This is a genomic window from Nitrospira sp., from assembly GCA_029194535.1.
GTDB lineage: Bacteria > Nitrospirota > Nitrospiria > Nitrospirales > Nitrospiraceae > Nitrospira_C.
In genome coordinates this window covers 46,571-71,983 of sequence record JARFXR010000003.1, presented here as the reverse complement: position 1 = coordinate 71,983, position 25,413 = coordinate 46,571, and the positions used below count along the sequence as shown (strand labels likewise).

At 61.2% G+C, this 25,413-nt stretch carries 31 protein-coding genes; 14 read left to right on the top strand and 17 right to left on the bottom strand.

Features of this window, described 5'->3' with window-relative positions; genetic code table 11:
- Positions 1-184: 184 nt before the first annotated feature.
- Both P0111_17555 and P0111_17550 read right to left on the bottom strand, forming a co-directional pair.
- Positions 185-685: a PH domain-containing protein gene (locus P0111_17555; protein ID MDF0645837.1), complete on the bottom strand. Its 501-nt coding sequence runs from the start codon at positions 683-685 to the stop codon at positions 185-187.
- A gap of 86 nt (positions 686-771) precedes the next feature.
- Positions 772-2,073: a hypothetical protein gene (locus P0111_17550; GenBank protein ID MDF0645836.1), complete on the bottom strand. Its 1,302-nt coding sequence runs from the start codon at positions 2,071-2,073 to the stop codon at positions 772-774.
- Between the two features lie 202 nt (positions 2,074-2,275).
- On the opposite strand from P0111_17550, the gene P0111_17545 reads away from it, so the two are divergent.
- Positions 2,276-2,944 carry a YqgE/AlgH family protein gene (locus P0111_17545; GenBank protein ID MDF0645835.1) on the top strand — a complete coding sequence of 223 codons (669 nt, stop codon included), beginning with the start codon at positions 2,276-2,278 and terminating at the stop codon, positions 2,942-2,944.
- Between the two features lie 6 nt (positions 2,945-2,950).
- On the opposite strand, the gene P0111_17540 is transcribed toward P0111_17545, so the two are convergent.
- Positions 2,951-3,265, bottom strand: coding sequence for a PilZ domain-containing protein (locus P0111_17540; GenBank protein ID MDF0645834.1), 315 nt, complete (start codon positions 3,263-3,265; stop codon positions 2,951-2,953).
- A gap of 234 nt (positions 3,266-3,499) precedes the next feature.
- Here P0111_17540 and P0111_17535 point away from each other — a divergent pair, with 234 nt between their 5' ends.
- Complete coding sequence (locus P0111_17535) at positions 3,500-4,234, top strand: NADH-cytochrome b5 reductase (protein MDF0645833.1); 735 nt, start codon at positions 3,500-3,502, stop codon at positions 4,232-4,234.
- 139 nt (positions 4,235-4,373) lie between these two features.
- Positions 4,374-4,727: a hypothetical protein gene (locus tag P0111_17530; GenBank protein ID MDF0645832.1), complete on the top strand. Its 354-nt coding sequence runs from the start codon at positions 4,374-4,376 to the stop codon at positions 4,725-4,727.
- A 43-nt stretch (positions 4,728-4,770) separates the two neighbouring features.
- Here the strand turns inward: P0111_17530 and P0111_17525 are convergent, their stop codons facing one another.
- Positions 4,771-5,268: an FKBP-type peptidyl-prolyl cis-trans isomerase gene (locus tag P0111_17525; protein MDF0645831.1), complete on the bottom strand. Its 498-nt coding sequence runs from the start codon at positions 5,266-5,268 to the stop codon at positions 4,771-4,773.
- A 355-nt stretch (positions 5,269-5,623) separates the two neighbouring features.
- On the bottom strand, positions 5,624-5,980 hold the full coding sequence (locus P0111_17520; protein MDF0645830.1) for a PilZ domain-containing protein: 357 nt from the start codon (positions 5,978-5,980) through the stop codon (positions 5,624-5,626).
- Positions 5,981-6,346: 366 nt separating this feature from the next.
- Here P0111_17520 and P0111_17515 point away from each other — a divergent pair, with 366 nt between their 5' ends.
- From P0111_17515 to P0111_17505, 3 genes are all read left to right on the top strand, one after another.
- Positions 6,347-6,793: a cupin domain-containing protein gene (locus tag P0111_17515; GenBank protein ID MDF0645829.1), complete on the top strand. Its 447-nt coding sequence runs from the start codon at positions 6,347-6,349 to the stop codon at positions 6,791-6,793.
- A gap of 39 nt (positions 6,794-6,832) precedes the next feature.
- Entirely contained in the window at positions 6,833-7,426 is a 594-nt protein-coding gene (locus P0111_17510) for a DedA family protein (GenBank protein ID MDF0645828.1), read from the top strand.
- Positions 7,427-7,501: 75 nt separating this feature from the next.
- Positions 7,502-7,780: a hypothetical protein gene (locus P0111_17505; GenBank protein MDF0645827.1), complete on the top strand. Its 279-nt coding sequence runs from the start codon at positions 7,502-7,504 to the stop codon at positions 7,778-7,780.
- An 80-nt stretch (positions 7,781-7,860) separates the two neighbouring features.
- Here the strand turns inward: P0111_17505 and P0111_17500 are convergent, their stop codons facing one another.
- The 3 genes from P0111_17500 to P0111_17490 all read right to left on the bottom strand — a co-directional run bounded on the left by P0111_17500 (position 7,861) and on the right by P0111_17490 (position 10,010).
- Positions 7,861-9,021 carry a RuBisCO large subunit C-terminal-like domain-containing protein gene (locus P0111_17500; GenBank protein ID MDF0645826.1) on the bottom strand — a complete coding sequence of 387 codons (1,161 nt, stop codon included), beginning with the start codon at positions 9,019-9,021 and terminating at the stop codon, positions 7,861-7,863.
- 24 nt (positions 9,022-9,045) lie between these two features.
- Complete coding sequence (locus P0111_17495) at positions 9,046-9,657, bottom strand: hypothetical protein (protein ID MDF0645825.1); 612 nt, start codon at positions 9,655-9,657, stop codon at positions 9,046-9,048.
- 77 nt (positions 9,658-9,734) lie between these two features.
- Positions 9,735-10,010: a hypothetical protein gene (locus tag P0111_17490; GenBank protein MDF0645824.1), complete on the bottom strand. Its 276-nt coding sequence runs from the start codon at positions 10,008-10,010 to the stop codon at positions 9,735-9,737.
- 429 nt (positions 10,011-10,439) lie between these two features.
- On the opposite strand from P0111_17490, the gene P0111_17485 reads away from it, so the two are divergent.
- The 3 genes from P0111_17485 (at position 10,440) to P0111_17475 (ending at position 12,585) form a co-directional block, all read left to right on the top strand.
- Entirely contained in the window at positions 10,440-10,757 is a 318-nt protein-coding gene (locus P0111_17485; protein ID MDF0645823.1) for a hypothetical protein, read from the top strand.
- 55 nt (positions 10,758-10,812) lie between these two features.
- Positions 10,813-11,163 carry a cytochrome c gene (locus P0111_17480; GenBank protein ID MDF0645822.1) on the top strand — a complete coding sequence of 117 codons (351 nt, stop codon included), beginning with the start codon at positions 10,813-10,815 and terminating at the stop codon, positions 11,161-11,163.
- Positions 11,164-11,283: 120 nt separating this feature from the next.
- On the top strand, positions 11,284-12,585 hold the full coding sequence (locus P0111_17475) for a glycoside hydrolase family 15 protein (protein ID MDF0645821.1): 1,302 nt from the start codon (positions 11,284-11,286) through the stop codon (positions 12,583-12,585).
- A 19-nt stretch (positions 12,586-12,604) separates the two neighbouring features.
- Here P0111_17475 and P0111_17470 read toward each other — a convergent pair whose 3' ends face one another.
- Positions 12,605-13,183, bottom strand: a complete 579-nt coding sequence (locus P0111_17470) for a DUF4136 domain-containing protein (GenBank protein MDF0645820.1) — start codon at positions 13,181-13,183, stop codon at positions 12,605-12,607.
- A 16-nt stretch (positions 13,184-13,199) separates the two neighbouring features.
- Positions 13,200-13,892, bottom strand: coding sequence for a DUF4136 domain-containing protein (locus P0111_17465; protein ID MDF0645819.1), 693 nt, complete (start codon positions 13,890-13,892; stop codon positions 13,200-13,202).
- A 342-nt stretch (positions 13,893-14,234) separates the two neighbouring features.
- On the opposite strand from P0111_17465, the gene P0111_17460 reads away from it, so the two are divergent.
- Positions 14,235-14,906, top strand: coding sequence for a hypothetical protein (locus P0111_17460; GenBank protein MDF0645818.1), 672 nt, complete (start codon positions 14,235-14,237; stop codon positions 14,904-14,906).
- A gap of 33 nt (positions 14,907-14,939) precedes the next feature.
- On the opposite strand, the gene P0111_17455 is transcribed toward P0111_17460, so the two are convergent.
- Complete coding sequence (locus P0111_17455) at positions 14,940-15,374, bottom strand: META domain-containing protein (GenBank protein ID MDF0645817.1); 435 nt, start codon at positions 15,372-15,374, stop codon at positions 14,940-14,942.
- Here P0111_17455 and P0111_17450 point away from each other — a divergent pair.
- On the top strand, positions 15,315-16,199 hold the full coding sequence (locus P0111_17450) for an FkbM family methyltransferase (GenBank protein ID MDF0645816.1): 885 nt from the start codon (positions 15,315-15,317) through the stop codon (positions 16,197-16,199). The genes P0111_17455 and P0111_17450 overlap by 60 nt on opposite strands.
- Here P0111_17450 and P0111_17445 read toward each other — a convergent pair.
- Positions 16,191-17,180: a PmoA family protein gene (locus P0111_17445; protein MDF0645815.1), complete on the bottom strand. Its 990-nt coding sequence runs from the start codon at positions 17,178-17,180 to the stop codon at positions 16,191-16,193. The genes P0111_17450 and P0111_17445 overlap by 9 nt on opposite strands.
- A gap of 361 nt (positions 17,181-17,541) precedes the next feature.
- Between P0111_17445 and P0111_17440 the strand changes: the two genes are divergently transcribed.
- Complete coding sequence (locus P0111_17440; GenBank protein ID MDF0645814.1) at positions 17,542-18,885, top strand: PrsW family glutamic-type intramembrane protease; 1,344 nt, start codon at positions 17,542-17,544, stop codon at positions 18,883-18,885.
- Between the two features lie 15 nt (positions 18,886-18,900).
- Here the strand turns inward: P0111_17440 and P0111_17435 are convergent, their stop codons facing one another.
- From P0111_17435 to hrpB, 4 genes are all read right to left on the bottom strand, one after another.
- Positions 18,901-19,281 (bottom strand): cupredoxin domain-containing protein, encoded by a 381-nt coding sequence (locus P0111_17435; GenBank protein MDF0645813.1) that lies wholly within the window; start codon positions 19,279-19,281, stop codon positions 18,901-18,903.
- Between the two features lie 61 nt (positions 19,282-19,342).
- Positions 19,343-19,915, bottom strand: coding sequence for a thioredoxin family protein (locus tag P0111_17430; protein ID MDF0645812.1), 573 nt, complete (start codon positions 19,913-19,915; stop codon positions 19,343-19,345).
- A gap of 112 nt (positions 19,916-20,027) precedes the next feature.
- A complete protein-coding gene (locus P0111_17425; GenBank protein ID MDF0645811.1) occupies positions 20,028-20,654 on the bottom strand; it encodes a hypothetical protein in 627 nt (208 codons plus the stop codon).
- A 114-nt stretch (positions 20,655-20,768) separates the two neighbouring features.
- Positions 20,769-23,291, bottom strand: a complete 2,523-nt coding sequence (gene hrpB, locus P0111_17420) for an ATP-dependent helicase HrpB (GenBank protein MDF0645810.1) — start codon at positions 23,289-23,291, stop codon at positions 20,769-20,771.
- 62 nt (positions 23,292-23,353) lie between these two features.
- Between hrpB and P0111_17415 the strand changes: the two genes are divergently transcribed.
- Positions 23,354-23,551 carry a hypothetical protein gene (locus P0111_17415; GenBank protein MDF0645809.1) on the top strand — a complete coding sequence of 66 codons (198 nt, stop codon included), beginning with the start codon at positions 23,354-23,356 and terminating at the stop codon, positions 23,549-23,551.
- 361 nt (positions 23,552-23,912) lie between these two features.
- The gene (locus P0111_17410) at positions 23,913-24,596 is read left to right on the top strand and encodes an inorganic pyrophosphatase (GenBank protein ID MDF0645808.1); all 684 of its coding nucleotides are present in this window, start codon (positions 23,913-23,915) and stop codon (positions 24,594-24,596) included.
- A gap of 198 nt (positions 24,597-24,794) precedes the next feature.
- Here P0111_17410 and P0111_17405 read toward each other — a convergent pair whose 3' ends face one another.
- Positions 24,795-25,355 carry an OsmC family protein gene (locus tag P0111_17405; GenBank protein ID MDF0645807.1) on the bottom strand — a complete coding sequence of 187 codons (561 nt, stop codon included), beginning with the start codon at positions 25,353-25,355 and terminating at the stop codon, positions 24,795-24,797.
- Positions 25,356-25,413 lie beyond the last annotated feature (58 nt).

Sequence of the window (25,413 nt, the reverse complement as noted above, 5' to 3'; positions counted from 1 at the left end):
CACAACTATACCTGTATACCTGAAAACCCAGCAGTTCCTGTCGAGTTTGGTCCAATCGCCTGGAGGAGTGAAAAGGTGTTCCAATCGGTCTCATGTCGACGCTCGCTCCGATCGGATAGCTGCTGGAGGTGATTAGGAGAGGAATGGTCTCAGGTCAAGACGGCTCTGAGGTCATCGGGTCCGGTTATGTCAGGCCGGTTGATGCTCGTCCGCTGGGCCGCCGTTCTTCGAAGGCGACGGCTGCCGCTTCGATGGCTTTGCGGAACTCCAGCGGTGCATGAATGCCCGCGAAGGTTTCTCTCGTGGATCCGGTGCCGGTGACGTAGATCGTGCCGAAATTGAAGAGGCGGCCCCAGAGGGTTTGGTCGACCCCGATGTGTTCGACTTTGGTCAGGAGCGTTTCCAGAGTGCGGCGTCCGACAATGCCGGTCTTGATCAAGACGCGTTTGTCGCTGACCGCAAATTCTGAGCAACGCCACGTCAGGTAGGCAGACAGCACGGCGCCGGCAGGGATGACGAGGATGATCAGCGACCAGTAGGGGTCGAATCCTTGGCTGATGGCGAATCCAACGAACGCGAAGCTGAGGATGGTCAGCAGGGCAGGACCAACGAACAGTTTCCAGTGCAAGTGCGCGCGGTAGTGAACGCGCTCGCCTGGCAGGAGATTATTGTCAATGTACCCCACGCGCTCTTCTTAGCAGAGTGGCCCTATGATTGCTACTGCCGGCTCGAAGCACTGTCACGGATCGACAGGCGGCATCCGCGTGTGCGCTACCGCCGCCCTCCAGCGCGGCCGCCGCCACCGGCCCGTCCGAAGGCACGCCCTCCCTGCTGCTGGAGGTGATGGGGAATCGTATAAGGAGCACGGAGCACCGGGGGATTGGGTTGCGCGGTATGCGGCGGGTGAATCTGCTGCAGCGTGGGAGGCAACGGGGACGGCAGCGGCGGCAAAGGAGCAAGCGACGGTCCTCGACGCATTTGAGCGTTGGTCACGGCATTGGAAGAGGCGGGAGGGAGCGCCTGTGTCGGGATCGGAGGCCGCATGGCGTTCGTGCCGGCCGCCGCTGAGGGCAGGGATGGAGCGGGCGGCGCGAGAGAAGGCGGAACGAGCAATGAGCCGGAAGATGAAGCCGGTGGAGGCACGCCGAGCGGGGCGGAGGCCGAGCCGGTCGATTGTGCCGAAATCACTTGCTGGACCGTGGGCAGGTGACGATTGTGCGGTTGGAGCCGTTGAGCCTGCACCAAGAGTCCACGAACCTGCTGCAGGCCGATCGACGGAGCGGGATAGATGCCCGGCGTCACGTAGACCCAATCGGTCCAGGCCTGCGACACGAGGGCGTTGGCCTGGAGTTGGTTGAGAAGTTCCTCTCGTTGGCGGCTTGCCACCTGTACTTCTTCGGGTGAGACGGCGGCGGCCAGAGTCTGGTTTGCGACCTCCAGCTGCCGGCGCAGCTGATCCGTCTCCAATCGCAGCGCCATGAGTTCGGTCTTGGCGCTCTCGTTTTCCCGAAGAGCCATGATGGCTTGCGCGACCTCGGCGGGGTCGACCTGGGCGGTCAAATCGGCTCGGATCACGACGGTGCCCCCATCGAGGAGGGTGCTGATCTTTTGATCGACGACCATGACGATCCCGGCCGTGTAGGTGCGTATCTCGTCCCTGGTGAGTTCCATCCCCGTCACCTCGGTGATGCTTTCCAGATACGTGGCCACCTGTTCAAGAGCTTGGCGCTTCGCCGCTTCGACGGCCAGGCGGGTCGCATCACTTTTTGTGTCGTGATCTCCCATGCGGTATTCGCCGCTCGCCGTCACCACTCGTACCTGTTCGGATGGGGGCCGTTGCGCAGCCGGTACGAGGGGCGGATTCGAGACGGGGCCGAGATCGAGCTGGGTGACCCGGCTCCGGTACTTCTCGGGAATCGAGCTCAGCTCTGTGGTGAAGTTCTGGGTGCCGGAGTCGTCGGTATAGGTGTAGATCGTCGTTACAGCGGACACCGGAGCGTGGGCGGCAGCAAGAGCCGCGATGACGGGATAGAGCCAGAACCGCAATCCGAGCCGGGCAGTCCAAACGAACATCCTGCTCCTCTCATGCCGTCCTGAGCAGCTTAACACAGAGGCGGAGGGTTGGTATTTCCGAGACTGCACGCGCATGAGAGCGTCCATGCCGGCGAAGCGGCCATGACCGGACGTTCTCCCACGAGTTGACAGCCGCATCGGTGCGTCGTAGCCTTGCGACCCGTCCCATCACCGTATCATCAACAAGCCGGAGCACGCGATCATGGTCCTCGCCGTTTCGAGAGTTCGGTTGTCCGCTCCGCCCGGCGTCGCGTATGGGGGGTATGGGTTGATCGCCGCGGGGATGGTGGTCTGGGCGCTGCTGGTCGTTGCGCCGGTCGGGGCGGAGGGGAACTTTGTCCCTTCGTCCGTCAAGAAGGGCGTCCTCCTGGTGGCCAGTCCGACCCTGGGCGATCCGAACTTTCGTGAGACGGTCGTGCTCATCATCGAGCATGGCGAAGAGGGAACGCTCGGGGTCATTGTGAATCGTCCGACCGGCGTCCTGCTCACTGAGGTCCTTCCGGACATCGCGGCGCTCAAGGGAACGACCTATCGGCTGTTCGCCGGAGGACCGGTGCAGCCGACTCAGCTGCTCGTGCTCTTTCGTCTGAAGGAGCCTTCGGCCGAGGCACGATCGGTGTTCGACGGGGTGTATGTGGGGGGTACGCCGACGATGTTGGAACGGGTCATCAAGCAGCCCAAACCGACCGAGACATTCAGGGCCTTTGCCGGGTCCGCCGGGTGGGCCCCGGGGCAATTGGCTTACGAGATGAATCAAGGGGCCTGGGCGACACTACCCCCTGATTCGGCCGGTCTCTTCGACCGGGATCCCTCCACCTTTTGGCAAGACTGTATCGATCGGCTTCAGGCGCCCAGGGGGATCGCCTACTGAGCAGCCCTAGCTGAATCTCGTCGTAAGCACCTGCAGCGTCCGGTTCAACCGCGTTTGATAGGTTGCGGAGACCGCCTGGAATTCAACGCCGATTTGACGCGCATGACACCACCGGACGACGGCCTGTTCGATCAGGATGAGCGTGCTGCCCTCTGAGAAGCACAGGAGCAAGTTCACCTTCATACCCGCCGAGAGTTGCAAAGGGCTTTCGAGACGGCAGCCTGCTCGGGAAAGGTCCAGCGACTTGGTGATGAGATGGGGATAGTTCTGATAGGAAACCGTTCCTGTAAATGTGACGGGAAACCGAGGTTCTTGTCTCAAGGTGGTACACGTATCCTTTCCGCAGCGGCAGCCGCATATGCATGATGGAGTGCTGGGCATGCTATCGCCAATGCAGAGCTGATGCCACCGGCTGTGGATACGAGAAGTGTAAATTTCCTAGTGATTTCTTGGGTTGTCGTCTCGGAGGCCCCAAGGACCGGGTCATTCTCGCCACAGGGGTGAAGGGAATTGAGAACGGTTGCAGGCTTCATCACGGATCCGTAAGATACTCTTATGAATCCGAACCAGATCGCGCGCATCAAAACCACCGCGCCTTCTCCTTACGAATTGACGGCCATCCATCAGGATACGCACGACGCGAAGACGTTCTGCTTCGCTCTGCCGGACGAGGCCACGCTGGATCTCCTCCCGGGTGACCATCTCTACGTGCATGCGACGATCAACGGCAAGGCCGTGAAGCGCCCCTATACGCCGTCGTCCACGCCCGGCACCACCGGATATTTCGATTTGACGGTGAAGCGATACGAGACCGGCACGGTCTCAAAGTACCTCCATGACCGGAAGGTCGGGGACAGGGTGCTCATGAGCGGGCCCTATTCCGGAGGTCACTGGGTGGACGGGATGGCCGCCCAGGTCGGATTCGTGGCCGGTGGCACCGGCATCACGCCGATGATTTCGATCATTCGTTGGATTCTTGCGAAGAGCCTGAAGGTGGAATTGTCGCTGGTCTACGCCAACAAAACCGAAGCCGACATCATCTTTCGGGACGAGTGGGACGAGAACGCGCGTGAACACGCAAGCTTTCGCTGCTATCACGTGCTGGAGCAGCCGCCTTCGGGGTGGTCGCAGGGGGTCGGCCGCATCACCGAGGAGGTACTTCGACGGCAACTGCCGGCGCCGGGGCCCGGCACGGTCGTGTTTCTCTGCGGTCCTCCCATGATGGTCGACGCCCTGGAAGTCGTGCTAAAAGCGATCGGTCACGCCGAACAAGCCATCATTCTTCCCTGAGGTCCATCCGACAGCCTCTCTCACCGACAGTCTCTCTCCCGGACGGTGCACGCCGGCGTGGCGAGTGGCGATATGAGCGACCTGCCCTGCCGCCGAGCATTTCTTGACGCCCGGCAATCACGGGCGTAGGGTTTTCATCATGAGCAAGCCATGGGGTCTCTACGGCGTCGCCATTGCGGCCGGAATGATCGTCTGGATGCTGGTCGTTTCGTTTTCCGGGAGGCTCGAGGCGTGGGATTCCGAATTGTATTTCTCGGTCGGCATCCCTGCAGTCTGTCTGGTGGCGTGCATCCTTGGATATGTCGAACCGGAGCGGCCGTGGCGATGGGGAATTGTTCCGCTCATCGGCCAGGCATCCTGGATGTTGCTCAGCCAGGGAGCCGGCAACTTGCTGCCGCTCGGATTGGTCATGTTCGCGATTTTGTCGATTCCATCCATCCTGGCGGCGCGGCTCGGGGCGACGCTGGCCAATCGGAAGGCGCGCTCAGCATGACTGCCGGTGGATCCCGGAGTCCTCGGTCCCTCGGCGGAACCCCTCATGTCGGATTATCGACCTCCAAGATTGTCAATGTGACGATGAGCGGCTTGCCTGCCAGCGGGTGATTGAAATCCACGACAGCCGTCGTCTCCGACAGCTGAGTCACGGTGGCCTGGCGCCCCGACTGATCCTCCAGGATGTCGCCGGGTTTTGTTCCTTCCGGCAGTTCGCCGGCTGAAACGATGGTTTTCTTCCTGGGATCGTACGGTCCAAACCCCTGATCGGGAGTCAGTTCGATCTGCGCTTTGTCACCCCGCTTCATGCCTGCCATGACCTGTTCCAGCGCCGGCAACATTTGATGTCGCCCCTGGACAAATTGACTCAGGTCTCGGATTTCAAACTGCTCGTTGCCCGGTACGGTGATTTGATACAGCAGTGTGACGGTCGATCCCTCTCTAATGGGAATGGACTCGCCGGCCGCGGCCTGGGACAACCAGATCAGACCGAGCATGGCCGCCGAGATGGTTGACATCATCAGATCGTGGAATGTGTTCATGCTGTCCTCCTCGGTCCATGCAACCCGCAACGCGCTCGCGCACCCTCGCCTCATGATTCACCCCGCAAGGCCTTTGCCAACGGGGAGAACGACAAAATGGACCGAGATAGTGCGGAGTTAGCTGAGGTGATTTACAGCTGACTCAATCGTAGGAGAGGCACAGGAAGGCGACATTCCGCGCGGCAAATCGGCAATAGCGTCCTGTTTGTGCCCTGTTGTGCGGCGGGACAATTTGTTCGACCAGGAACAACTTGCGCAAGCGATCCTGGGAGGTTCCCTTGCTCCCGTGTATGACCATCGGTCTGTTTTCAGACCGACCGGTCTCCGGCGGCCGGTAGGGGTAGTCTCGAATGGGTCACATGGTGCTCGTGGAAGGGGGGCAGGGATATTCATGGTCGAGGGCGGTTTCGAAGCGCCGGAGGGTCCGGTACAAACGCTCGCGGTGAGGAGAGGAGAGAGATTGAAATTCGAGGCCCATATCTCGGACGCCGCACCACCGGACCACCGCTTGTTCGATGAGGATCGGCGACTCGCCTTCCGGGAGGGAGAGCAGGAGATTGACTTTCATCCCGGCGTAGGCTTCGAAAGGACTTTCGAGTCGGCAGCCGTTCCGCGAGAGATCAAAGGACTTGGTAATCTGATGCAGGCGGTTCTGATATCCCAGCGTCCCGAAGAAGGATACCTGGAAGCGGGGCTGTTGTCGGATGACCATATTGATGCCTCTCTGTTGATCGACGCCGGGAGGACCACAACTCCACTCTACTCCTGCATGCAGAGCCGATGCCCGAAGCGGTACGCTGTCCTCGTTGATTTTGCTACCGCTCCGTTTGCCTAGGCCAAGTTGTCCCGTCCATTCGTGGCCACCGGTGAAGGCCATCGAGAACGGCGGCTCAGACGAGGCACTGCGCAGGTGTGACGGATGGGCCACAGCTTTCTCAGCCGGAGCGGTATCGCCCGACCACTGTTCCCGCTCCTTGTTGACACAGGATGCTGCACGAAGTAGCCTGCGCGCTCATCCTGTCGGTCGATTGCGTGGCAACTCCCGTGACATCAACCTTCAACCACATGAGGACTTCATATGACGACGACTATTGCACCAGCCGCAGACCGCCCTGCAGCTGGGACGATCCTCCGGGTGCTTGTCGCACTGGTTCTCGCGACCCCGACGACCGTGCTGGCAGGAGATCCCACATCGGTGCTCATCACGCAAAGCCTCCCGGATATTCAGGGAAGAGTCGCCACGGTGTTGACCGTGCAGTACGGGCCGGGAACGGCATCCGATGCGCACCAACATCCCGGTTCGGTGTTCGGGTATGTCTTGGAAGGGACTATGGTCTGTCAATTGGAGGGAGAGAAGGCGGTGACCTACAGCGCGGGGCAGAGCTGGTATGAGCCTCCGGGACAGGCCCACGTGGTGCTGAGGAATGCCAGCCGAGAGGCGTCGGCGAAAATTCTGCTATTCATTCTTGCGCAGGAAGGGGAGGCGCTCAGGTCGCCGGTGACCTTGTCCGACAGCGGGAAGTAAGACATCTCGGATTTCCTATGCCCTCTAGAAACCCGAGCCATGGAAACCGGGCTTCATTGGATTGAGCAGTACGGATACGGCGGTTTGTTCGTCCTGCTGATGCTGGGCGTACTGGGCCTTCCGGTGTCGGATGAGACACTCTTGGTGTTTGCGGGCTATCTCAGCAGCAAGGGCACCCTCCGGATTGAGGGTGCCTTCGTCGCCGCCTTTCTGGGAAGCGTAACCGGAATCAGCCTCAGCTATGCAATCGGGCGGCTCATCGGCCTCCCGGCTCTCGAGAAGTTCGGCCATGTGGTCCACATGAGACCGGAGCATCTGGCCTCGTCACGGCGATGGGTAGAACGTTGGGGAAAGTACTCCCTCCTCGTGGCCTACTTCATTCCCGGCGTCCGCCATCTGGCCGCGCTCCTGCTGGGCGCCTCGATGCTCCCGGCAGCAGTGTTCGCCAGGTTCGCCTACGCAGGGGCATTGGCCTGGTCCGCCAGTTTCATCGGCCTCGGGTACGTCGCCGGAGAGGAGTGGACCAGGTTTTCCCCACTGATTCATCGAACGCTGACGATCGTCATCCTCCTGGTGCTCCTCGCGCTGTCGATCGCGTTGTCGGCCTTTCTGATACGACGGGCCAAGCTCTAGCCTGCCGCTCTGCGGTCCGTGCAGGGGAAATGAAGGGTAGGGTCGAAATTCGATTCACTACGGGAGGAAACGGTCATGAGACGATTCGGGGTACTGGCATCGGCGTCGTTTCTGATGATGAGCGGCTCCGCCGCCTATGCAGACAGTCTGTGCTCGCAATGCCACGAGGCCGCCAAGCATGAATTCAAGCAGTGCATGGAAGCCGCCATCAGTGCGGAGGACAAGGCCTCGTGCCACGAGAAACATGACGCCAAGTCGAAGTCCTGCGAAGAGGGCGAGTGCAGGCTGGAACAGGCGGCGAAACCGGGCCCGAAAGACAAGCCCGTCACCGGACCGCTTCCGGATCGAAAATAGAAGACAACCAGTGTAACCGGTACCAGAGCCGAGCGGTGAGCCAGTTATGTACGCGGCGGGGCCGACCGGAGTCGATCCGGTCAAGCGTCGGCGTACCGATGGAGCACTCGAACGAAGTGCTGTGTTGCGGTTACGAGGCCGAGAGGGTCCGTTTGAATGCGGCTGCCGAGGATGAAGACGACGTCTCGGCCGTAGAAGGATCCGAACTCCGGGATATCCGAGGCAGTGATACGTCCCGCTGCCGTCGGAGCCATGGGACGAATGTGCCCCCAGGCGGCCCGGCACGCCTGCTTCAGCAACGCACAGTCGTCTTTCATCATCGCATAGCCGGCGCGATAGCCGGGGTAGATGGACAGATCGGCGCCGGCGAGGCGGGGGAGTTGGCCGTACAGAGCTGCAGGAGCGATTCCGTGATCCGGATCTACGGTGTAGCCGCCCAGCAGCGCGGGATGGCTTGCGATCGGCAGTGCCAGCGACTCATCCTCTGCCAAGGAACGGAGCGCATCGAATCCGGTGAGCCCCGGCGCAACGAGCAGGCCGCCCGCTCCGCATTTCTTGACGAGCGAGGCGCGCTCCTTCATGACGTCGAGGGGGCCGCTGATATGGCCCAGATAGGGACAGGGTCTGCCACGTTGCGCCGCAGCGGTGAGCGCGGCGTCGGCGCATCGTGCGATGCGTTCGTTGAACGGACAGAACGACTGATCGACGAGGCCCTGGTCGTCTTTGATCAAGTCCACGCCGCCCAGCACGAATGCCGTGGCCAGGTCCGCCAACTCCTGCGGTGAGCGACCGAGCGGCTTCAGCACGGCGCAGACCAGCGGACGGTCTCGAATCCCAGTCAGGTTCCTGAGACCTTCCAGACCGAATCTGGGACCACGCCATTGTGACAGGACCGAGTCCGGAAGCTCCCACGAGACAAGCCGGACGCCGGGGCGCAGGCTACTGGTGCCGAACAAGAGGTTTAAGAGATCGGCGAGATGGAGGCCGATCAGATCAACGGCATAGCTGATCCGGGCTTCGTAGCTGCCGGGCGATCGAGGTCGGAATTCTTCAAGCCGCCCCACGATGCGATGTCGAAGTGGGGGCGTCAGGATCTCGTCGCCGGCTTCGACGGTCTGGTCCAGGCAGATTAGTTCGGCCTTTGCCCGAGCCTCGGTCTCTGAGCCGGCGACGTGATACAGGACGGTGATGCGTGCATCAAGAGACGGAGGATCGGATTCGGATGAGGGCCGTACAGTCATGAGGACCTGGCGACGGCTGCGTCGTCAGTAGGTCGCGCCGCCGAGGTCCGGGTCAGGAGCCATCTGCCCTTCGGAAAATTTCAAGGCGGACGGGCGGTGCTCGAAGAAGATGATGCCGCGGTCTTTCATGCTTTCATACGTGAGAACGATCTCGCTGTCGTCTCCCTGCCAGTTGAATTGCTGGACTGCGCCTTTCGAAATCTGGCCTGGCGTCCGATCCAGCGGTCCATAGCGGGATTGAAGGTACGACACGATCTGCTCATGCGTCTGATGCCCGTGATAGCGGACGACGACCCGCGCGAACTGTCCGTCGAAGGTCACAAAGCGCATTGAGTCGACCTTCGCGGATCCGAGACCCGGCGGTCCCTGCTTGAGTTCATAGCCTTTGATGCGCGCGCCGTTTTCGACGAGCAGAAACTCCTGCGTCTCGGAAAAGGCCGCTCCCCAGGGAATCCCTTCGAAGCCTTTCGGGTCGTTCACCATCGGAACGGGGAGAGCGGGGAGGGGAGACAAAACTGTCCATCCGCCCAACAGCAGGAACGTGAACAGGAACCTCGTCTTGACCAACGATCGCCCGAAGCGGACCCTCGATGGGTCTGCTACGTTCCTCAGTGTCTGAACAAGCGAACGATCCATCCATACCTCGACGAGGAGGGCCGCCGGGAGGCGTCAGCGATGCGTTCCAGGCGGCTCCGCCATCGTGACCTCGTCGTCTATTTCATCTTTTCCTTTGCGGCGTTGGCTTCACCCTTGGCTCGTTCCATGCTGCCTTTCGCATTTCCCTTGGCCCGCTCCGCCTCCGCGCTCATCTTGTTGCCTTTGGCGTCTTCGACGGCCCCTTTGGCCTGTCCCTTGACCTCTTCGGTCGCGGCCTTGGCTTCGCCCTTCATCTTTTCCATCGTGGCGGAGGTTTCTCCGGCAAGTGCGGATGAGGCAAACGTGACCACTGCAAAAAGAGCTGTGGCGATTCCGAGTCCGGTGTGTCTCATGGCGGGACCTCCCATAAGTTGAGGGGAAATGGGTCGAATTGAAAGTCTAAGACATTGGACCGGCCAAATGCAAAACCTAGGTAATGGGTCAGTTTCCTCTTGCGTCATGCCCGCGAAGGCGTGCATCCACGCCTCGATCAAGCCTAACTGCTGAAGAGAAGGCCTTGACTGGATTCCCGCTGGAGCCTGCCCTCGACACCGATCGGGGGCGGGAATGACAGACTTCAGTGCGTCTGGATAGCAAACTGACCCACTACCAAAACCTAAACGGTGAACGGTGATGGAGACTGGATCGAGGAGCGGATGCCCGCCTTCGCGGGCACGAGGCAGGAGAGAGCTGACCCACTGTGGCGTGTATGGCGCATCGACAGATTGACAAGGGCATCAGAGGATCCGTAGTCTCAGAATAGACAGGATAGGAGGGGTACTATGCCGATCATTTTGGCTTTCTTCCTCATGTTGGCCGCGGTGATTCCGGTGCAGGGGCAATCGAGATCACAAGCGGCTGCGAACGACGTCGTGAAAGGGGATGTGCTGTATTGGGAGGGGGAAGAACTGGTCGTTCGGGAAATGTCCGGGCATGAAGTCCGGATGCGGGTCACCGCGGACACGAAAATTGAAGGCGCGGCGGCACGGCTCAAGACCGGAGACAAGATTGCCGCGCAGCTTACCTCCGACGGACAAGCCGCCACCATCACGCTGCAGACTCCTGACGCCGGCTCGCCTCCTCCTCCACGCGTACGGTAACCCTGCCGCCCGACTATAGTCCGGTGGCCTCGCGAAGAGCCGAAAGGATGAGAGTATGGTGAAAGGTCTGGTTGTAATCAACTGCCTCATCGCTGCATGGGCCTGGGTGGCCATTCAGCCCGGTATGGCGCAATCCGACATCGCACTCGGAGATGTGTCGAAAGGCAAAGTCCTCTTCGACCGCAATTGTGCCGGCTGCCATGGAACGGAAGGGAAGGGAAACGGCTACAAGCTGCTCGGACCCGATCCGGCGGATCTCACGTCCAGACGGACGGCTGCAAAGTCCGACGGCGAGTTACTCAAGACCATTCATGACGGCAAGCCCAACATGCCGGCCTGGAAGAACCTCCTTTCTGAAGAGCAGGCACGAGATATCCTCGCGTATGTGCGAACCTTGACCAGGTAACGGCAGCCTCGTTCCTCTTTCACGCTGTCCGTCCGACGCGTGCTCGCCCTCTTGATGTCGGTTCCGACTCACGGTAGATTCCGGCGGCGTTCCGATCGTCCACCCATTTGGAGATGAAGCATGCCCCCCATCGTCGTGCAGAATGGAGCACTGCTGCCGTACATGTCCGATCGATATGATTCTGGGAGTTTGAGACGGCTCAGGCGGTTTCTGGAGCGTGAGGGTGTGTTTACGTTCAGGTCACTGCGCACGCATCTGTTTCCCGCGGCCGTCGTCGATCGATTGAATCGACACAGCGGCTATCATCACGTCTGGGTGAGAGACAATGTGCATGTGAGTCACGCATTGTACGTCGACGGTGAGGTGCGCGCGGCTGGTCGCTGCCTCTCGGCTCTCATGAGATTTTTTGCGCGGCATCGGCACCGCTTCGAGTGCATCATCGGCGGCGAGTCCACGCCGGACGACATCATGTCCCGGCCTCATGTGCGGTTCGAGGGGGCCACTCTGCGCGAGTCGCGAGAGACCTGGGCTCATGCGCAGAACGACGCGCTCGGCTACTTTCTGTGGATGTACTGCCTATTGGCCAGACGTGGTGCGCTCAAACCGACTCTCCCAGAGGTGGAAGTGCTCGGGTTATTCGCCCGCTACTTCGATGCCATTCACTATTGGACGGACGAGGACTGCGGTCATTGGGAGGAGGAGCGTAAGATTGAAGCCTCCAGCATCGGCGTGGTGGTCGCCGGATTGGCGAAACTTCGGGAGTTCCTGTCGGCAGGGAAGCACCGACGCGAGGCGGCGGGCATGTCGGATGCCGAGCTAGGTGTCCTCGAAGGCCGGGGGCGAGCGCAGTTGCGAAAGATCCTGCCGCACGAATGTATCCAGAAGGCGCCGACCAAGAAGCGTCGAACCGACGCAGCGCTCCTGTTTCTCGTCTATCCGCTCGACATCGTCGGACCGGCGATGGGTAAGCAGATTCTTGCGGATATCGCCGAGCAGCTTGAAGGCCCCTACGGCATCAAGCGGTACGTCGGCGACTCCTACTGGGCCGCCGACTATAAAGAGAAGTTGAGCCCTTCGCAGCGCACGGTCGATTTCAGCGACACGGTCGAGATGAGGAACAAACTGCTGTCGCCCGGCGAAGAGGCCCAGTGGTGTCTGTTCGACTCCGTCATGTCCGCCGCCTACGGCCGGCGATTTCACCACAAGCGGCGCCGAGCCGATCTGGAGCGGCAGACGTACTATTTCAATCGGGCGCTGGGCCAACTCACCGAACAATCGCCGGGCATCCCGGCGTTTCGATGCCCTGAGGCCTACTATCTTTCGCGCGGGCGCTACGTCGCCAACGACCATACTCCGCTGTTGTGGGCGCATGCCAACTTGTTGGTCGCCATGAAAGTGATGGAAACCAGCCTGTCCCTTTAAGACGCGCTTCGATCGATCGCTACTGAGGAGGAAAGGGCGCCAGCATCTCGCGAAGGATCTTGCGGATCCGCTCGTCGCGCTGCTGGGAAGTCAATCCCGGTTCGACCATGCCGGACGCCGTTCCGCGCCACGCCAGTTTGTTCGAGGAGGCGTCGATGATATCCACCAGCAGCGTACCCGCCATGTAGGACGGAGCTTCCGGCTCGGTGTGAGGCTTGCCGCTCGGATTTCTGGTGTCGACCGAATGGACAAAAGGTCGACCCGCCATGCCGTCTGAAAAATACTGTTGCGACTGATCCGCCGCCCCTTCCTTGACTTGAAGTTGATAGGCGACGAAGAAGTCCGGCCGGCCGGCGTTTGGGGGCGTATAGCCTTTGAGACGCAGTTGCGCGGCTATCGCCGTGCGAAAGCGGAGGTCGGTGCCCGAGTTGTCGACGCGCCGGTCGCCGGTCTTCTCCTGTTCGCCCGGCATCCAGTCGTAAGTGCGATAGGCGCTGAAGTTCACGGAGCGGTCATAATCGTAGCCGATCCTGGGGGACGCGCATCCCGACAGCGACCACAGGGTCAGACAGGAAAGCAGAATATGTGTCCAAGTCACGATGCGTCTCCTCCGGTCAATGGGGTGGAAACTGTTCGAACATGGCATTGACCACGCGGGCGATCCGTGCATCCCGCTCCGCCGCCGTCATCCCCGGGTCGACTTCGGCCGATGCCGTGCCTTGCCAGACCAGTCGCTGCGTGGCTCCATCGACGATGTCGATCAGGAGCGCTCCGCCTTTGTATGGCTGAATGTCGCTGACCGTGGTATAGAGGCCGCTCGCCCGGTCGCCGATGTAACGTTGGGTTGAGGCGCCCTTCATCATGTCCGTGACTGCTGCATGGTAGGCCACATAAAAATCCGGCTTCCCGGCGGCCGGGTTCGTATAGCCTTTCCCTCGCAGCTGCCTGTCGACCGCCGCGCGAATGCGGGCATCGACCAGGTCATTGTCGATCCGTCTGTCTCCCGTCGGACTTCGCGAATCCGGCATCCACGCGTAGGTTCTGTAGGTGGTGAAATCGGCGCTGCGGTCGTAGTCATAGCCGACCTTCGGTGACGCGCAAGCGGAGGCCAGCGCCGCCATCGCAACCACGCACAAGGCCGAGCGCCAAGGCGCAATCCGCTTCCTGCTCCCATCCCGCTCATGCCCTTCTAATGTTGGAAGGGTACGATGTGATGTCCACTGATATCGCTGTCGGAGCATGACCATGGCGTATCTGAACATGCGGATCTGCCTGGCGGCAATAGGCATGGCTGTGTCCTCACTCATTGCGCGCTCCATGGCGGCGCGAAGCAGGAAGAGCCGTCGTCACGGCGCGTCTCCATAAGGGCGGCGTGGGCATCATATGCTGTTCGGCCGGTGTACACCTGGCTGTGACGACCGCATGACCCGTTGCCGCAAGGGACAGCGCCGTGAGTAGGTTGGTGATCCGCCCTCCAGTCCAAACTCGGCTCATCATCAGCCTCTGTCCGAGAAAGAGCGTGATATCGGAGCGTTGCGCACGGTTGGATGTAGCCCGAATCCGGCCTACAGTCAAGGCGACGGTCTCCCCTCGACCTCTCGCAGTCGAATGCGTACAATGCGTACAACGTGGCGTGGGAAAGGGGCTGGATGATGCGCGCAGGACATGGGCCGGACGGCAAGATCGACAATGTCCGAATGGGTCTCGGAATGTCGACGCTCTTCACAAGAGTACGGCTCCCGGCCTGGATACAGGTGATCGTCCTTGTCCTGTTCGCCGGCTGCTCAACGACGCCGCTCGACATGTCGGACAAACCGATCGAGCCTCCTGGTCCAGGTTGGGGTGTCGTCGTGGGATCGGTGTTGGTGGAAGCGGAGGACGACCCACCGGATTCCTGGTGGAACCGCACGTTCGGCCGCAATGCGGAGGGTTTCACATATGAGTTCCAGATCGTCAGGATTGAATGGACCGATAGCAAGGGGGAGTCCCACCCCTATGCTGAACAATACCGGCTGGAGGTGAAACCGAAGGTTGAGCGCACCTTTGTTTCCCGACTTCCGGTCGGGAGCTATCTCATCAAGACGTTCCGGCACGAGGGGCTGTCTGCAATCGGAGGAGATTTGGCGGTGAAGTTCACCGTGGAGCCTGGCCGCACCCAGTATCTCGGCCGGTTGATCCTCGACGTGCCTCGCCGTGTGAGTTTCGGCACACCCTACACGTTTCGAATCGCCAATGCGCGCGATACCGCGACCGCCGCCCTCCGGCAGCGATATCCCGGACTCGCAGAAGAGGTCGTGGACAGTCCGATGCAGACGCGATAGAGGATCGCTGAGTCGCCTGAGGGCGGCGGACGCTCATCGCAGATGAGTGGCTTCGAACCGCAACAGCGTCGTCCCTCGGTGGTCGTAGAGCTCGAGATGTTCCCCGATCACCTTCCAGGTTTCGACATGCCTCAGCGCATCCAGGAAGGCCTGTTCTTGTCGCATGCCATCCGCACAGGCCATTTTCGTGGCGGCCGTTCGACTAAAGTGGAGCGTCCGGCCCTCGACGGGATAGGTGCCCGTGAGCCGGTTACATCCGCTGGAACCTGCGACGCGATGGTTTTCGCTGTGCAGGACTATGCTGGGTTCCCGCTCTATTGATCTCCCGGTGCTGCCGGAGTATGGTGCGGATCGATTCGGCAGAGACAGGCAGGGGACTCGTTCGATTGGCGTGTCGCCCCTCTTGAGATGACTCCTGACTCCTGGCTGTTCAAGTCGCTTGAATTTTACGGAACCCGTCTGCGCCATCGTGGACAATGGAAAGTCCATGCAATGTTGCGCAAGTGGTTGCAGCCCAACCTCGATGTCGATCTCGAAGTAACGCGGGACGGACATCGTTGGCTGCTCAATCCCTCGGATTTCGTGCAAACGGAGTTTTTCTGGCTGGGAGAGCGTGACACCTGGGATATTCTTCTGGCCAAGCGACTGATTCGCCCCGCCGCTGTCCTGTTCGATGTCGGCGCCAATTTTGGACACTATGCGATCACGCTGGCCGATGCCCTGGGTCGTGCCTGTGAGGTGCACGCCTTTGAACCGTTTCCCGCCAATGCGGAGCGGCTGCGGACCAATATTCGTTTGAACGGATTGGAACGCATCATTCACGTTCATCCGCTCGGCCTGGCTGATGCCGCCGGGATCGGCAAGATGATGATTCGAGCGGATAATTCCGGCGCCGCCACGTTGGCTGTTACGGACGAGGCATCGGTTGCCGCGCACAACATTGAGCTCACCACGCTGGACGAGTTCTGTGAGCGGAAGGCCATCGCCAAGATCGATTTCATCAAGGTCGATGTTGAAGGATTCGAGGAGAGAATGATTCTGGGGAGCAGGAAGATGATCCAGCGATCCGCTCCGACGATGCTGATCGAGTTCGATCCGCCGAAACTGGTCCGGGCGGGCTCTTCCGTGGATCGGCTGGCGGTTCTGCTGCGGCAACTCGGCTACGGTCTCTGGGTGGCGGATCGGGATCGGCTGGTGCCGCTGAAGGAATTGTTGAGGGGAGGAGATTATATCAACGTCTTCTGCCTGCCGGACTCCGGTCGGTCCTCCACCGGTCAGAGCCGATTATTGTGAGCCCATCCGGGAACGGTTCGTGCGTTCCCATTCTTCTTCCTTCAGGCGCAGGAACTCCGAGCTTTGTATTTCCGGATAGGTCGTGACCAGGTAATTCAATCGATAGTGAGCGCCGGATTCGTATTCCAGCTTGCCCTTATCAAGAGCCTGTGTGGCCGAGATGTATGCGAAAGGCTGGTACATGAGGAAAAAGACGGGGTCTCCCAGCCGGTTAGCCTGATCCCCGAATACAGCCACGGTCGAATCACGCGCCGGGAGGCTCACGCTGGCCGCGCTCCAGCGAGCCTTCAAGATATTCGGGTCACCCCGCCGCGGATCCAACGTCTTCTCCGCGTTGCGGTGCACAACTCGGGAATCGAAATCCCTCGACAGTCGAAGGCCGAGCCCGTTGTATGGATCTCCGGTCAGGACGGCGGACTTCACGCGACTGCCGACGACGAAGTCGGCGGACCACTGCGCCGCAACTTCTCTATTCTTGTCGTCCACGGTTACGGTGATGGTCCGTCGTTCATGGAGCAGGGGTTCCCCTCCCTCGGCCGCGCCTCGACCGGTCAGGTCGAGCCATTCGATCACATCGACGAAGCTGGCATAGGGTAGTCCGCGCTCATCGACGCCGGTCCGTTGTTCTTCAATCCGGAGCGAACGTTGGATGCCCGTATCGTCTCGTTCCTGCCAGTAATTGATGCCGTTGACCATCACGGCGTACATGATTCCGTGGTGATGCAGGTGGTCCGACGGCGCATCGAGTAGGACGTTGTATCCCGACAGGTCGAAGAGGGCCTTGATATACGGTTTGAATTGTCTGGCGGAATGCGCGTAGATGAGGACGGGGCGGTCCTTGTGCAGGATCGTGAGCTGAGCGGACTGCGGATCGCTCTCAATCCGGAGCTGTTCCCAGGATTTTCCATCACCATCGGTCGAACCGGCGAGGAAGAGCGCAGTCGAAAGAATCAAGGCGCTGACAGATCGATGAGTCCTCATGGCGCAACAGTCCGAGGATGATACCGCGGCAAGCTCCGTCCCAATCGAGTCACGAGGGTAGAGTCAATCGTCGAGTCCCGTCAAGGCCGCTCGGTCGTGGGTCCGTTTTCGCTTGCGTCATGCCCGCCCCCGATCGCAGTCGAGGGCACAGGCTTCGCCGGGCATCCACTCCTCGATCAAGACTCATGCTAGGAGCCGGTCTTGACCGGATTCCCGCTTCCGCGGGAACGACACACTTCAGTGCTTCTGACGGCAAACCGACCCACTACCGATCACATTGCTCGATTGAACACCCGCACGGTTGTCGTGTATGCTGCTCGCCCGTCACCGGTTCGCACTGTGTTCGCGGCGAGGTGTGCTGATGACGCAGTCCACAACGCCTCCTCCCTCGTTGCTGTTCATCTGTATTTCCGGCCCGGATCAAGGGAAACGGATCGCGCTTCGCGATGGAGAGGTCGTTATCGGCCGTTCCATGCTTTGCGAAGTGTTGAGCGACGACCAGGAGGTGGCCGAACGGCATGCCGCGCTTGTCCTCAACGAAGGCCGGTTGTCCTGCCGCTCCCTGCAAGGTGTCCTGTTTCTTGACGGGCACCGCATTACCGACGCGGTCGTCATTCCGAAACAGCAGCTTCGGATCGGTCGCTCGCTCTGGCAGCTGACAGACCGGGATTCGCATCCCGGCACGTCCCGCTGGATCGGAGACCTGAGTGACCGGATCAGCTCGGTGGCCGGCGTCGACAAGCTCCAGGGATTTGACGCACGGGATATGTTTTCGGAGGTGTTGCGTTCGCGGACGGATGACGAAATCGAGGAATATTTCACGGTCGGCACGCCTTCGACCACGCCTCCACTGGCGATGGTGAGCTCGGCTTGGCCCAAGCCGTGGGTGTTCTTCAAGACCTTCACGTTGTCGGCGATCGCGTACCTGGGCTTCGTCTTTGCCTTCAGAGAATTTCAGGTCCAAAACCTGGTTCCAGGGCTCATCATGACGGGCACCTTCTTGATCCCGGTCTCGCTCCTGATCTTCTTCTACGAAATGAACGTGCTGCGCAATGTGTCGCTGTACCAGGTTGTGAAGCTGTTCCTGTTCGGCGGGATCACCTCACTCATCCTGTCCCTCTTCTTGTTCAGATGGGCCCATCTCGATTCGTGGCTGGGAGCCATGGATGCGGGGTTGATCGAAGAGACCGGGAAAGCCGCCGCGCTGTTTCTCGTCATCAACAAGTTGAAATATCGCTATATGCTGAACGGGCTCCTGTTCGGAGCCGCCGTGGGGGCCGGATTCTCTGCCTTCGAGTCGGCCGGGTACGCGCTTCAATTCGGCCTTCGCGGTGGACTGGATGCGATGCTCGACAGTATCACCCTGCGGGGCGTGTTGAGCATGGTGGGTGGACATATCCTTTGGACCGCCATGGTCGGCGCCGCGTTGTGGCGGGTGCGGGGAGATCGATCGTTCAGTCTCGAGATGCTCCGCGATCCCCGTTTCCTCCGCATTTTCGGGCTGGCCATCCTGCTGCACATGCTCTGGAACTCTCCCCTGACCTTGCCGTTCTATCTCAAGTATCTCGCGCTCGGATTTGTATCCTGGGTCGTGAATCTGGCCATGATTCAGGCGGGCCTCCAAGAAGTCCGCGAACGGCAGCAACAGGCCCAAGACTCTCGTGTCTCTGAGCCGCTCCGCGATCACGGCCTCAGAAGCGTCTGACGCCGAACTCACCCGCTATTCGATGACCAGAGTTCCGGTCATGCCCGGATGGCCTTTACGCCGGCAGAAGTAGAGATACGTGCCGGGCGGCGCCGCGACGAGGAACCGCAGGGACCGCCCCGGCCTGAGGAGGCCCGGCGTGGAGGCGTCAGCTTTCGCCGTCTTTCCGCGGGTGTCGGTCCCATAGGCCAAGATCGAACTGACGAAATCGTGATCCTCGCGACCGGCGTTATAGAGTGCGAGGGTGAAGGGAGAGCCGGCTTTCACGCGCAGGACGTCCGGCACAAACCGGTAATCTTCCGCGGTGACTGAAACGGTCTGCATCGGACCGTCGCAAGCGCAGCAGGACAGGAGCGCCGCTCCGATGACGAGTTGTAAGAGACGATCCTGTGTCATGTCCACACAGATAGACGGGCTCCGACCGTAGGAGGTCAGACCGGACGGCGGATTGGTCAGCTCAGTCGGTCGGCTCGTTGCCCGGTTTCCACTTGATGCTGCAACCGACGCTGGCTCGTTGGTGTCCGTCGACCGGCTTGCCGGCGAGCAGCGCGTCAATGGCTGCGCGCAGATCCCGTCCGGTCACCGGCTTGCCGTTCCCCGGACGGCTCTCATCAAGCTGTCCTCGATACCTCAGACGCCGCTCGCGATCGAACAGGTAAAAATCCGGCGTGCAGGCGGCCCGGTAGGCCTTGGCCGTCTGTTGAGTTTCATCGAAGCAGAACGGAAACGTGAAGCCGAGCCGATCGGCCATCTCTTTGAGCCGGGGCGGGGCATCGTCCGGATATCGGATTGCATCGTTGCTGCTGACGGCCAGGATGCCGAGACGGTGCTCGCGATAGTCGCGTCCGATCCGCGCCAGTTCTCCCTCCACATGTTGGACGTAGGGACAGTGGCGGCAGATGAACATGATCAACAGAGCGGTGTGTCCTTCAAACGACTCTAGCGTCCACCACTGCCCGGAGTCGACGTCTCGGAGCCGAAAGGCGGGAGCGGGGGTCCCGAGCGGCAGCATGCCTGATTCAACGGCCATTGCATTGTCCTCCCAGTGCTCATGATCCGAACGACTGCGATTCGACGAAGATGCCTTACCGCGAAGATCGGGTCAAGAGGCGGGGGTTGCGGGGTCTCGAACCGGATACAGATCAGGTGAGGGCGCCGGCATGGCGAATGCGGTAGTCCACGGAGAGACGGCTGTGCCGCTCGCCCGTCAGTTCCAGGGTCACCGTGCCGTCGGGGATGTCCCAGGCGGCATGATAACGGAGATGGCCGATCATCACCGCCACGCCCCAGTAATCTGGTAAGGGTTGGTACAGGTCGTTGTCCCAGATGACCTGGTCATCCGCCGGTGCTCCATAGGTGTCCGTCAGGGTCTGTTTCACCGTCAGGTAGTAGCCGATGAATTCGTTGAGCCGGTTGAGGGGGCGCTGCAGGAGGATGTACTGGCCGCGGGCCAACGTATCCAGGTTGAACTCGTAGCCTTCCAACACTCCATGATCGCCGATATTGCGGAGATAGATGAGCTTGCTCTGGTCGTCGCGTGCCTCGCCGGTGACGGAGGTACGAAGCGCCGCCTTGTCCTTGCCCTGATGTGAGTGGACGGTCTGAAGGAAAGTCGCGACCTGTGTGGAAATTTCCGTTTGGAGATCCGCCTCGTCGATTTCGTCGAATGGGATGACGAAGTCCGGTTGAGGCAACGATTCCGGGGTTTCGGCGAACGACGGTGTGGCGCAACACATGACGGTCACGGCCGAATTCAGCAGGATGCGCATGACCCGCACCATATGATGGAAGGAACGCCACGGTCTAGCCCTACCAAAGTGCGGGCGACGATTCGCACGGAGGCGCAGACGGGCCGAGAGCCTGGCGCGAGCGAGCAGGACGGATCATTGGCCCGGGCGCTTCGCCTTCGCGGTCGGCGCGGCGAGGAGCGGATTTTCCGGCCAGTGGTGTTTGGGGTAGCGACCGCGCAGGTCTTTGCGGACGTCCCGATAAGTATTGGCCCAGAAACCGGCCAGATCCTTCGTAACCTGGACCGGTCGCTTGGCCGGGGAGAGAAGATGCAAGAGGACAGGCACCTTGCCGCCCGCGACTCTCGGCGTGTCTGAGCAGCCGAACATTTCTTGCAGCCGCACCGCCAGCACCGGACCCTCCGGCTGGTCATAGTCGAGCCGCAGCCTCGATCCGCTGGGGACCGTCAGATGTGTGGGAGCCCGGCGGTCCAATTGATGCTGTTGATCGCGACTGAGTCGGGCCTGCAGTGCCGGAGCAAGATCCATCCGCGTGACCCGCTCCAGGGTGGTGAGTCCCGCGAGAAATGGCTGGAGCCATTCGTCGATCGTCTTGAGCAACGTGTCGTCCGACAGATCGGGCCATTGAGCATCCGGGCCGTCGAGAGCCTTGAGAAATCGAACTCGGGCCTGCCACTGTCGCAACTCCGGCGTCCAGGCCAATGTCGACAGCCCGGCCCGGCGAAGGCCGACCGACAGGGCACCGGCCATCATCGTCGGATCGGGGTTCGACAAGGCCTGTTCCGACAGTGTCAGCGCTCCGAACCGCCGTCGTCTGGCGGCGCGGACACTCCGGGTCCGTTCGTCCCAGGCGACATCCTCGACCTCTTCGATCTGATCGGCGTACAGCGCTTCGATGTCGCTCTGCGTCACGGGAGCGGCCAGGTCTATTCTTGCCCATTGTGCGCCTGCGTCGAGTTCGGCGATCACGAGATAGGGTTCCGAGGCCAGGTGATCCGGATTGGCGAATAGGGCGCCGCGCCCGTTTGCGAGGAGGTAGCGAGCCTCGCCCTGCGGTTGTCGCTGTGCGATGCGATCCGGATAGGCGAGGGCGAGCAACAGGCCGGCAGATCCTGGATCGCACGAGACGTCGGGTCGTCTCTTCGCGGCATCAGGCCATCGGTGTCGATAGAGGTCGGACGTGCGTGCGACCCGCCGGCAGGCTCCGTGATCGACCGTGACCTCACCGATCCGGCTGTCGTGACCCCACAACAGATCCAACCTGAGCCGCATATCCGTCTGGCGTCGGCCGGCCGGCGCCCGCACAATGTCGCGCTCACCGAGCAAGGCGGCGATGTCGCAGGCGAGGTCGGTCAGCTTGAGCACATCGGCCTTGATCAGCATGTGGGCGAGACGGGGATGCATCGCCAATTCGGCCATGCCTCGGCCGTGCGCGGTGATGGACCCTGCCGCGTCCAGGGCATCCAGGTGCCTGAGGAGGTCCTTGGCGTGGGCGACAGCCGCGGGAGGGGGCGCGGTCAGCCAGGGTAATTCCAAGGGATCGTGTACGCCCCATGCTGCCAGCTCCAGGATCAGCGGAGCCAAGTCCGCGTCCAGGATCTCGGGTGGTCTGCGCGTCGCCAGCGTCCTCTGTTCTTTCTCGGGCCAGAGGCGATAGCAGAGGCCCGGTTCGAGCCGGCCCGCCCGGCCCCGACGTTGATCCGCCGAATCCTGCGTCACCCGCACGGTGTCCAGCCTGGTCAACCCCGTGCGCGGATCGAAGCGAGGGATGCGCGATAAACCGGCGTCGATCACCACGCGCACCCCGTCGATCGTCAGACTGGTTTCCGCGATGGAGGTGGCCAACACCACCTTTCTCGTGCCCGGTTGGGGCGGGGCGATGGCCTCGTCCTGCGCCGCTTGCGGCAGGTCGCCGTGCAGAGGGGCGACCCGAATGCTCGCGTCCAAGCGGGCGTTCTGCAGCAGGCGCTCGACCCGACGGATCTCGGCCATGCCGGGAAGAAACACCAGCAGGCTGCCTCGATCCTGCGCCAGCGATCGGCGGATCGTGTGGACGACGGCGGTATCGAGGCGCCCCGCCGGCGGCTGATCGAGGTAGCGGGTTTCCACCGGAAACTGCCGACCCTCACAGACCAGAACCGGTGCACCGCCGAGCAATTCGCTGATCGGTCCGCACTCCAGCGTGGCCGACATGACCAAGAGCCGGAGATCCGGACGGAAGAGTCGCTGAGTCTCCATGCAGAGGGCCAATCCGGCATCGGCCTGCAGGCTCCGCTCGTGGAACTCGTCGAAGATGACGATACCGTAGTCGGCGAGCGAGGGGTCGTGCAGCAGCAGTCTGGACAAGATGCCTTCGGTGACGACTTCAATACGGGTCGCCGGTCCGACCTTGGTGTCGAGACGGGTGCGGTAGCCGGCGATACCGCCGACCGGTTGACCCAGCGATGCGGCCATACGATGAGCCGCGGCACGGGCGGCGAGCCGGCGCGGCTCCAACAGCAGCAGCTTCTTGCCGCTGAGCCACGGAGCGGCGAGCAGCGCTGGAGGCACGCCTGTCGTTTTCCCGGCGCCCGGCGAGGCGGTCAACAGCGCGTTCGGGTCGGCCATGAGGGCGGCTCGTAGCGCCGGCAGCACATCTTCTATTGGCAGTCGAGTCATGATAGGGTCAGGCCTTCATCCAAACGAGACTGTATCAGAAGCCGAGACGATACAGGAGTGGCATGACTCAATATCACTGGACGACGGCGAAACCGACGAAAGCCGGCTGGTATTGGTTTCGGGGGCAGATTCACGAAGCCGATCCGTTCATTGTTCTTGTGGATGCAGCGGGGCAATTTCAATGGCCGGACGGAGGGTATCAGGAAGTGAAGCTGGCCAAAGGGGAATGGGCGGGGCCGATTGAGGAGCCAGAAGAATAGGATGCGGGTCCTGTCATCGACCCAGCCCATGCGTCCTCGCTCCACCCATCCCCCAGTGGGGCCCTTTCGCTGCGGGCGCATGGGCGCCCGGATCGATGCCACCCACAATGAAGGGCACCAATCGGCCCGAGAGAAGAGAAAGAGAAGATAGTTGCGCGTACATTAGAATGGGCGGGGCCGATTGAGGAGCCAGAAGAATAGGATGCGGGGCCCCGCTCCCGGCGGTTGGGGAACGGCGCGCCGAGGCGCGGCTGAGTTGGGCGGGTGAGAAAAATCTCCCAGATTGGCGCCACCCGCTAAGAATGACCCTTCACTCGACCGTGAAAGGGAAGAGAGCAGAAAAGCACAGGAGGCGTGAGAGATGAGACGTGCGGGGGGAGATCCGATACAACGGTTGATGAGTTTGATGTTCAAGGCGCACCCCTGGCACGGGGTCTCCATCGGAGAGCGGGCGCCGGAGGTGGTGACCGCTTATATTGAAATCGTGCCGACCGACACCGTCAAGTACGAGGTGGACAAGGACAGCGGTTTTCTGAAAGTAGACCGCCCGCAACGATTCTCCAACTTCTGTCCCGTCTATTACGGGCTCGTCCCGCAAACCTACTGCGGCGATAGGGTGGCCGGCCTCTTCTCGAAGCGCGCGCGACGGAAGGGAATGGTGGGCGACCGTGATCCACTCGACATCTGCGTGCTGACGGAGAAGACGATCCCCCACAGCGACATTCTGTTGACGGCGATCCCCATCGGAGGGTTCAGCATGGCCGATGGCGGTGAGGCCGACGACAAGATCATCGCCGTCATGAAGGAGGACGCGGCCTATGGGAACTTCAAGGATATCGGCGACGTGCCGGTCTCGCTGATCGATCGCCTGCAGCATTATTTCCTTACCTACAAGCAGGCGCCCGGCTCCGTGCAGCATAAAGTGGAAATCACCAGCGTCTACGATCGGGACGAAGCGCTGAAAGTCATCCGCGCCAGTCATGCCGACTATCGCGTGAAGTTTCCCGAGTTGGAGTCGCTCTGGCCGGCTGGAATGTCGAGTTGAGACTGCGGACAATGACTCAGGCGCCCGGAGTGATGCCCGGGCGCCTGAGCAGCCTTAGCCTAGTGTTGCGTCCAAGAAGTTCGTTCGTGGTGAGCCTGTCGAACCATGAACGAAACGCTTTGAAAGTGGGTGCCCCTTGCGCCGCTCATCTGCCTGCACCTCCTTCGCCTCGCCACGAAGGATGACTCGGACAGACTCCTAGACGACGGTGAAGGAGATTTCCACCGGGACCGGATTCGACACGATGTCGTGGACAGGAGAGAACGTCGTCAACTCCGCCAGTTGCTCGCGCGTGGCGTCTGACTTTATCGTAAAGTTGACGCGAATCTGCTTGTAACCCTTCCGAACCTTATCCGAGATCCCGAGGAATCCCTGAAGATCGAGATCCCCTTCGAGCTTCGACTCGACCGATTCCAGCCTTATGCCGCGCGCGGCGGCGTGGTAGACGAGCGATGTCGTCAAGCAGGCCGCCAACGCGTGCAGCACATATTCCACCGGATTGGCTCCGTGGTCATCCCCGAGGAGCACCGGCGGCTCGTCGGCTTCGAGGACGAAGGGAGCAGTGCGAATGCGGTCTTCTTGCCCGGCGCCGTAGAAACTCCGGATCTGGGAGCGGTTATGCCCGCCGCTGATCCATCGATTCGCCGCGCGGAATTGAAACGCCGCAAGACTTGAATCGGCTTGAATCGCTTGAACCGTCTTCCCCATCCGGTCGATATCGACTCCGTTGATGGCTCCGCTGATGGTTGCCTGTGACATTTGGAACTCTCCTTTATAGTGTTGGTTGATGAAGAATTGCCGAAATAAGAGCCGGTCG

What these genes read in the sequence shown, in the direction of transcription:
- P0111_17550 (MDF0645836.1), bottom strand. Translation starts at nt 2,073, where the DNA reads ATGTTCGTTTGGACTGCCCGGCTCGGATTGCGGTTCTGGCTCTATCCC.
- P0111_17545 (MDF0645835.1), top strand. Translation starts at nt 2,276, where the DNA reads ATGGTCCTCGCCGTTTCGAGAGTTCGGTTGTCCGCTCCGCCCGGCGTC.
- P0111_17535 (MDF0645833.1), top strand. Translation starts at nt 3,500, where the DNA reads ATGAATCCGAACCAGATCGCGCGCATCAAAACCACCGCGCCTTCTCCT.
- P0111_17530 (MDF0645832.1), top strand. Translation starts at nt 4,374, where the DNA reads ATGAGCAAGCCATGGGGTCTCTACGGCGTCGCCATTGCGGCCGGAATG.
- P0111_17525 (MDF0645831.1), bottom strand. Translation starts at nt 5,268, where the DNA reads ATGAACACATTCCACGATCTGATGATGTCAACCATCTCGGCGGCCATG.
- P0111_17520 (MDF0645830.1), bottom strand. Translation starts at nt 5,980, where the DNA reads ATGGTCATCCGACAACAGCCCCGCTTCCAGGTATCCTTCTTCGGGACG.
- P0111_17515 (MDF0645829.1), top strand. Translation starts at nt 6,347, where the DNA reads ATGACGACGACTATTGCACCAGCCGCAGACCGCCCTGCAGCTGGGACG.
- P0111_17510 (MDF0645828.1), top strand. Translation starts at nt 6,833, where the DNA reads ATGGAAACCGGGCTTCATTGGATTGAGCAGTACGGATACGGCGGTTTG.
- P0111_17505 (MDF0645827.1), top strand. Translation starts at nt 7,502, where the DNA reads ATGAGACGATTCGGGGTACTGGCATCGGCGTCGTTTCTGATGATGAGC.
- P0111_17500 (MDF0645826.1), bottom strand. Translation starts at nt 9,021, where the DNA reads ATGACTGTACGGCCCTCATCCGAATCCGATCCTCCGTCTCTTGATGCA.
- P0111_17495 (MDF0645825.1), bottom strand. Translation starts at nt 9,657, where the DNA reads ATGGATCGTTCGCTTGTTCAGACACTGAGGAACGTAGCAGACCCATCG.
- P0111_17490 (MDF0645824.1), bottom strand. Translation starts at nt 10,010, where the DNA reads ATGAGACACACCGGACTCGGAATCGCCACAGCTCTTTTTGCAGTGGTC.
- P0111_17485 (MDF0645823.1), top strand. Translation starts at nt 10,440, where the DNA reads ATGCCGATCATTTTGGCTTTCTTCCTCATGTTGGCCGCGGTGATTCCG.
- P0111_17480 (MDF0645822.1), top strand. Translation starts at nt 10,813, where the DNA reads ATGGTGAAAGGTCTGGTTGTAATCAACTGCCTCATCGCTGCATGGGCC.
- P0111_17475 (MDF0645821.1), top strand. Translation starts at nt 11,284, where the DNA reads ATGCCCCCCATCGTCGTGCAGAATGGAGCACTGCTGCCGTACATGTCC.
- P0111_17465 (MDF0645819.1), bottom strand. Translation starts at nt 13,892, where the DNA reads ATGAGTGAGGACACAGCCATGCCTATTGCCGCCAGGCAGATCCGCATG.
- P0111_17460 (MDF0645818.1), top strand. Translation starts at nt 14,235, where the DNA reads ATGATGCGCGCAGGACATGGGCCGGACGGCAAGATCGACAATGTCCGA.
- P0111_17450 (MDF0645816.1), top strand. Translation starts at nt 15,315, where the DNA reads ATGACTCCTGACTCCTGGCTGTTCAAGTCGCTTGAATTTTACGGAACC.
- P0111_17455 (MDF0645817.1), bottom strand. Translation starts at nt 15,374, where the DNA reads ATGGCGCAGACGGGTTCCGTAAAATTCAAGCGACTTGAACAGCCAGGA.
- P0111_17445 (MDF0645815.1), bottom strand. Translation starts at nt 17,180, where the DNA reads ATGAGGACTCATCGATCTGTCAGCGCCTTGATTCTTTCGACTGCGCTC.
- P0111_17440 (MDF0645814.1), top strand. Translation starts at nt 17,542, where the DNA reads ATGACGCAGTCCACAACGCCTCCTCCCTCGTTGCTGTTCATCTGTATT.
- P0111_17435 (MDF0645813.1), bottom strand. Translation starts at nt 19,281, where the DNA reads ATGACACAGGATCGTCTCTTACAACTCGTCATCGGAGCGGCGCTCCTG.
- P0111_17430 (MDF0645812.1), bottom strand. Translation starts at nt 19,915, where the DNA reads ATGGCCGTTGAATCAGGCATGCTGCCGCTCGGGACCCCCGCTCCCGCC.
- P0111_17425 (MDF0645811.1), bottom strand. Translation starts at nt 20,654, where the DNA reads ATGCGCATCCTGCTGAATTCGGCCGTGACCGTCATGTGTTGCGCCACA.
- hrpB (MDF0645810.1), bottom strand. Translation starts at nt 23,291, where the DNA reads ATGACTCGACTGCCAATAGAAGATGTGCTGCCGGCGCTACGAGCCGCC.
- P0111_17415 (MDF0645809.1), top strand. Translation starts at nt 23,354, where the DNA reads ATGACTCAATATCACTGGACGACGGCGAAACCGACGAAAGCCGGCTGG.
- P0111_17410 (MDF0645808.1), top strand. Translation starts at nt 23,913, where the DNA reads ATGAGACGTGCGGGGGGAGATCCGATACAACGGTTGATGAGTTTGATG.
- P0111_17405 (MDF0645807.1), bottom strand. Translation starts at nt 25,355, where the DNA reads ATGTCACAGGCAACCATCAGCGGAGCCATCAACGGAGTCGATATCGAC.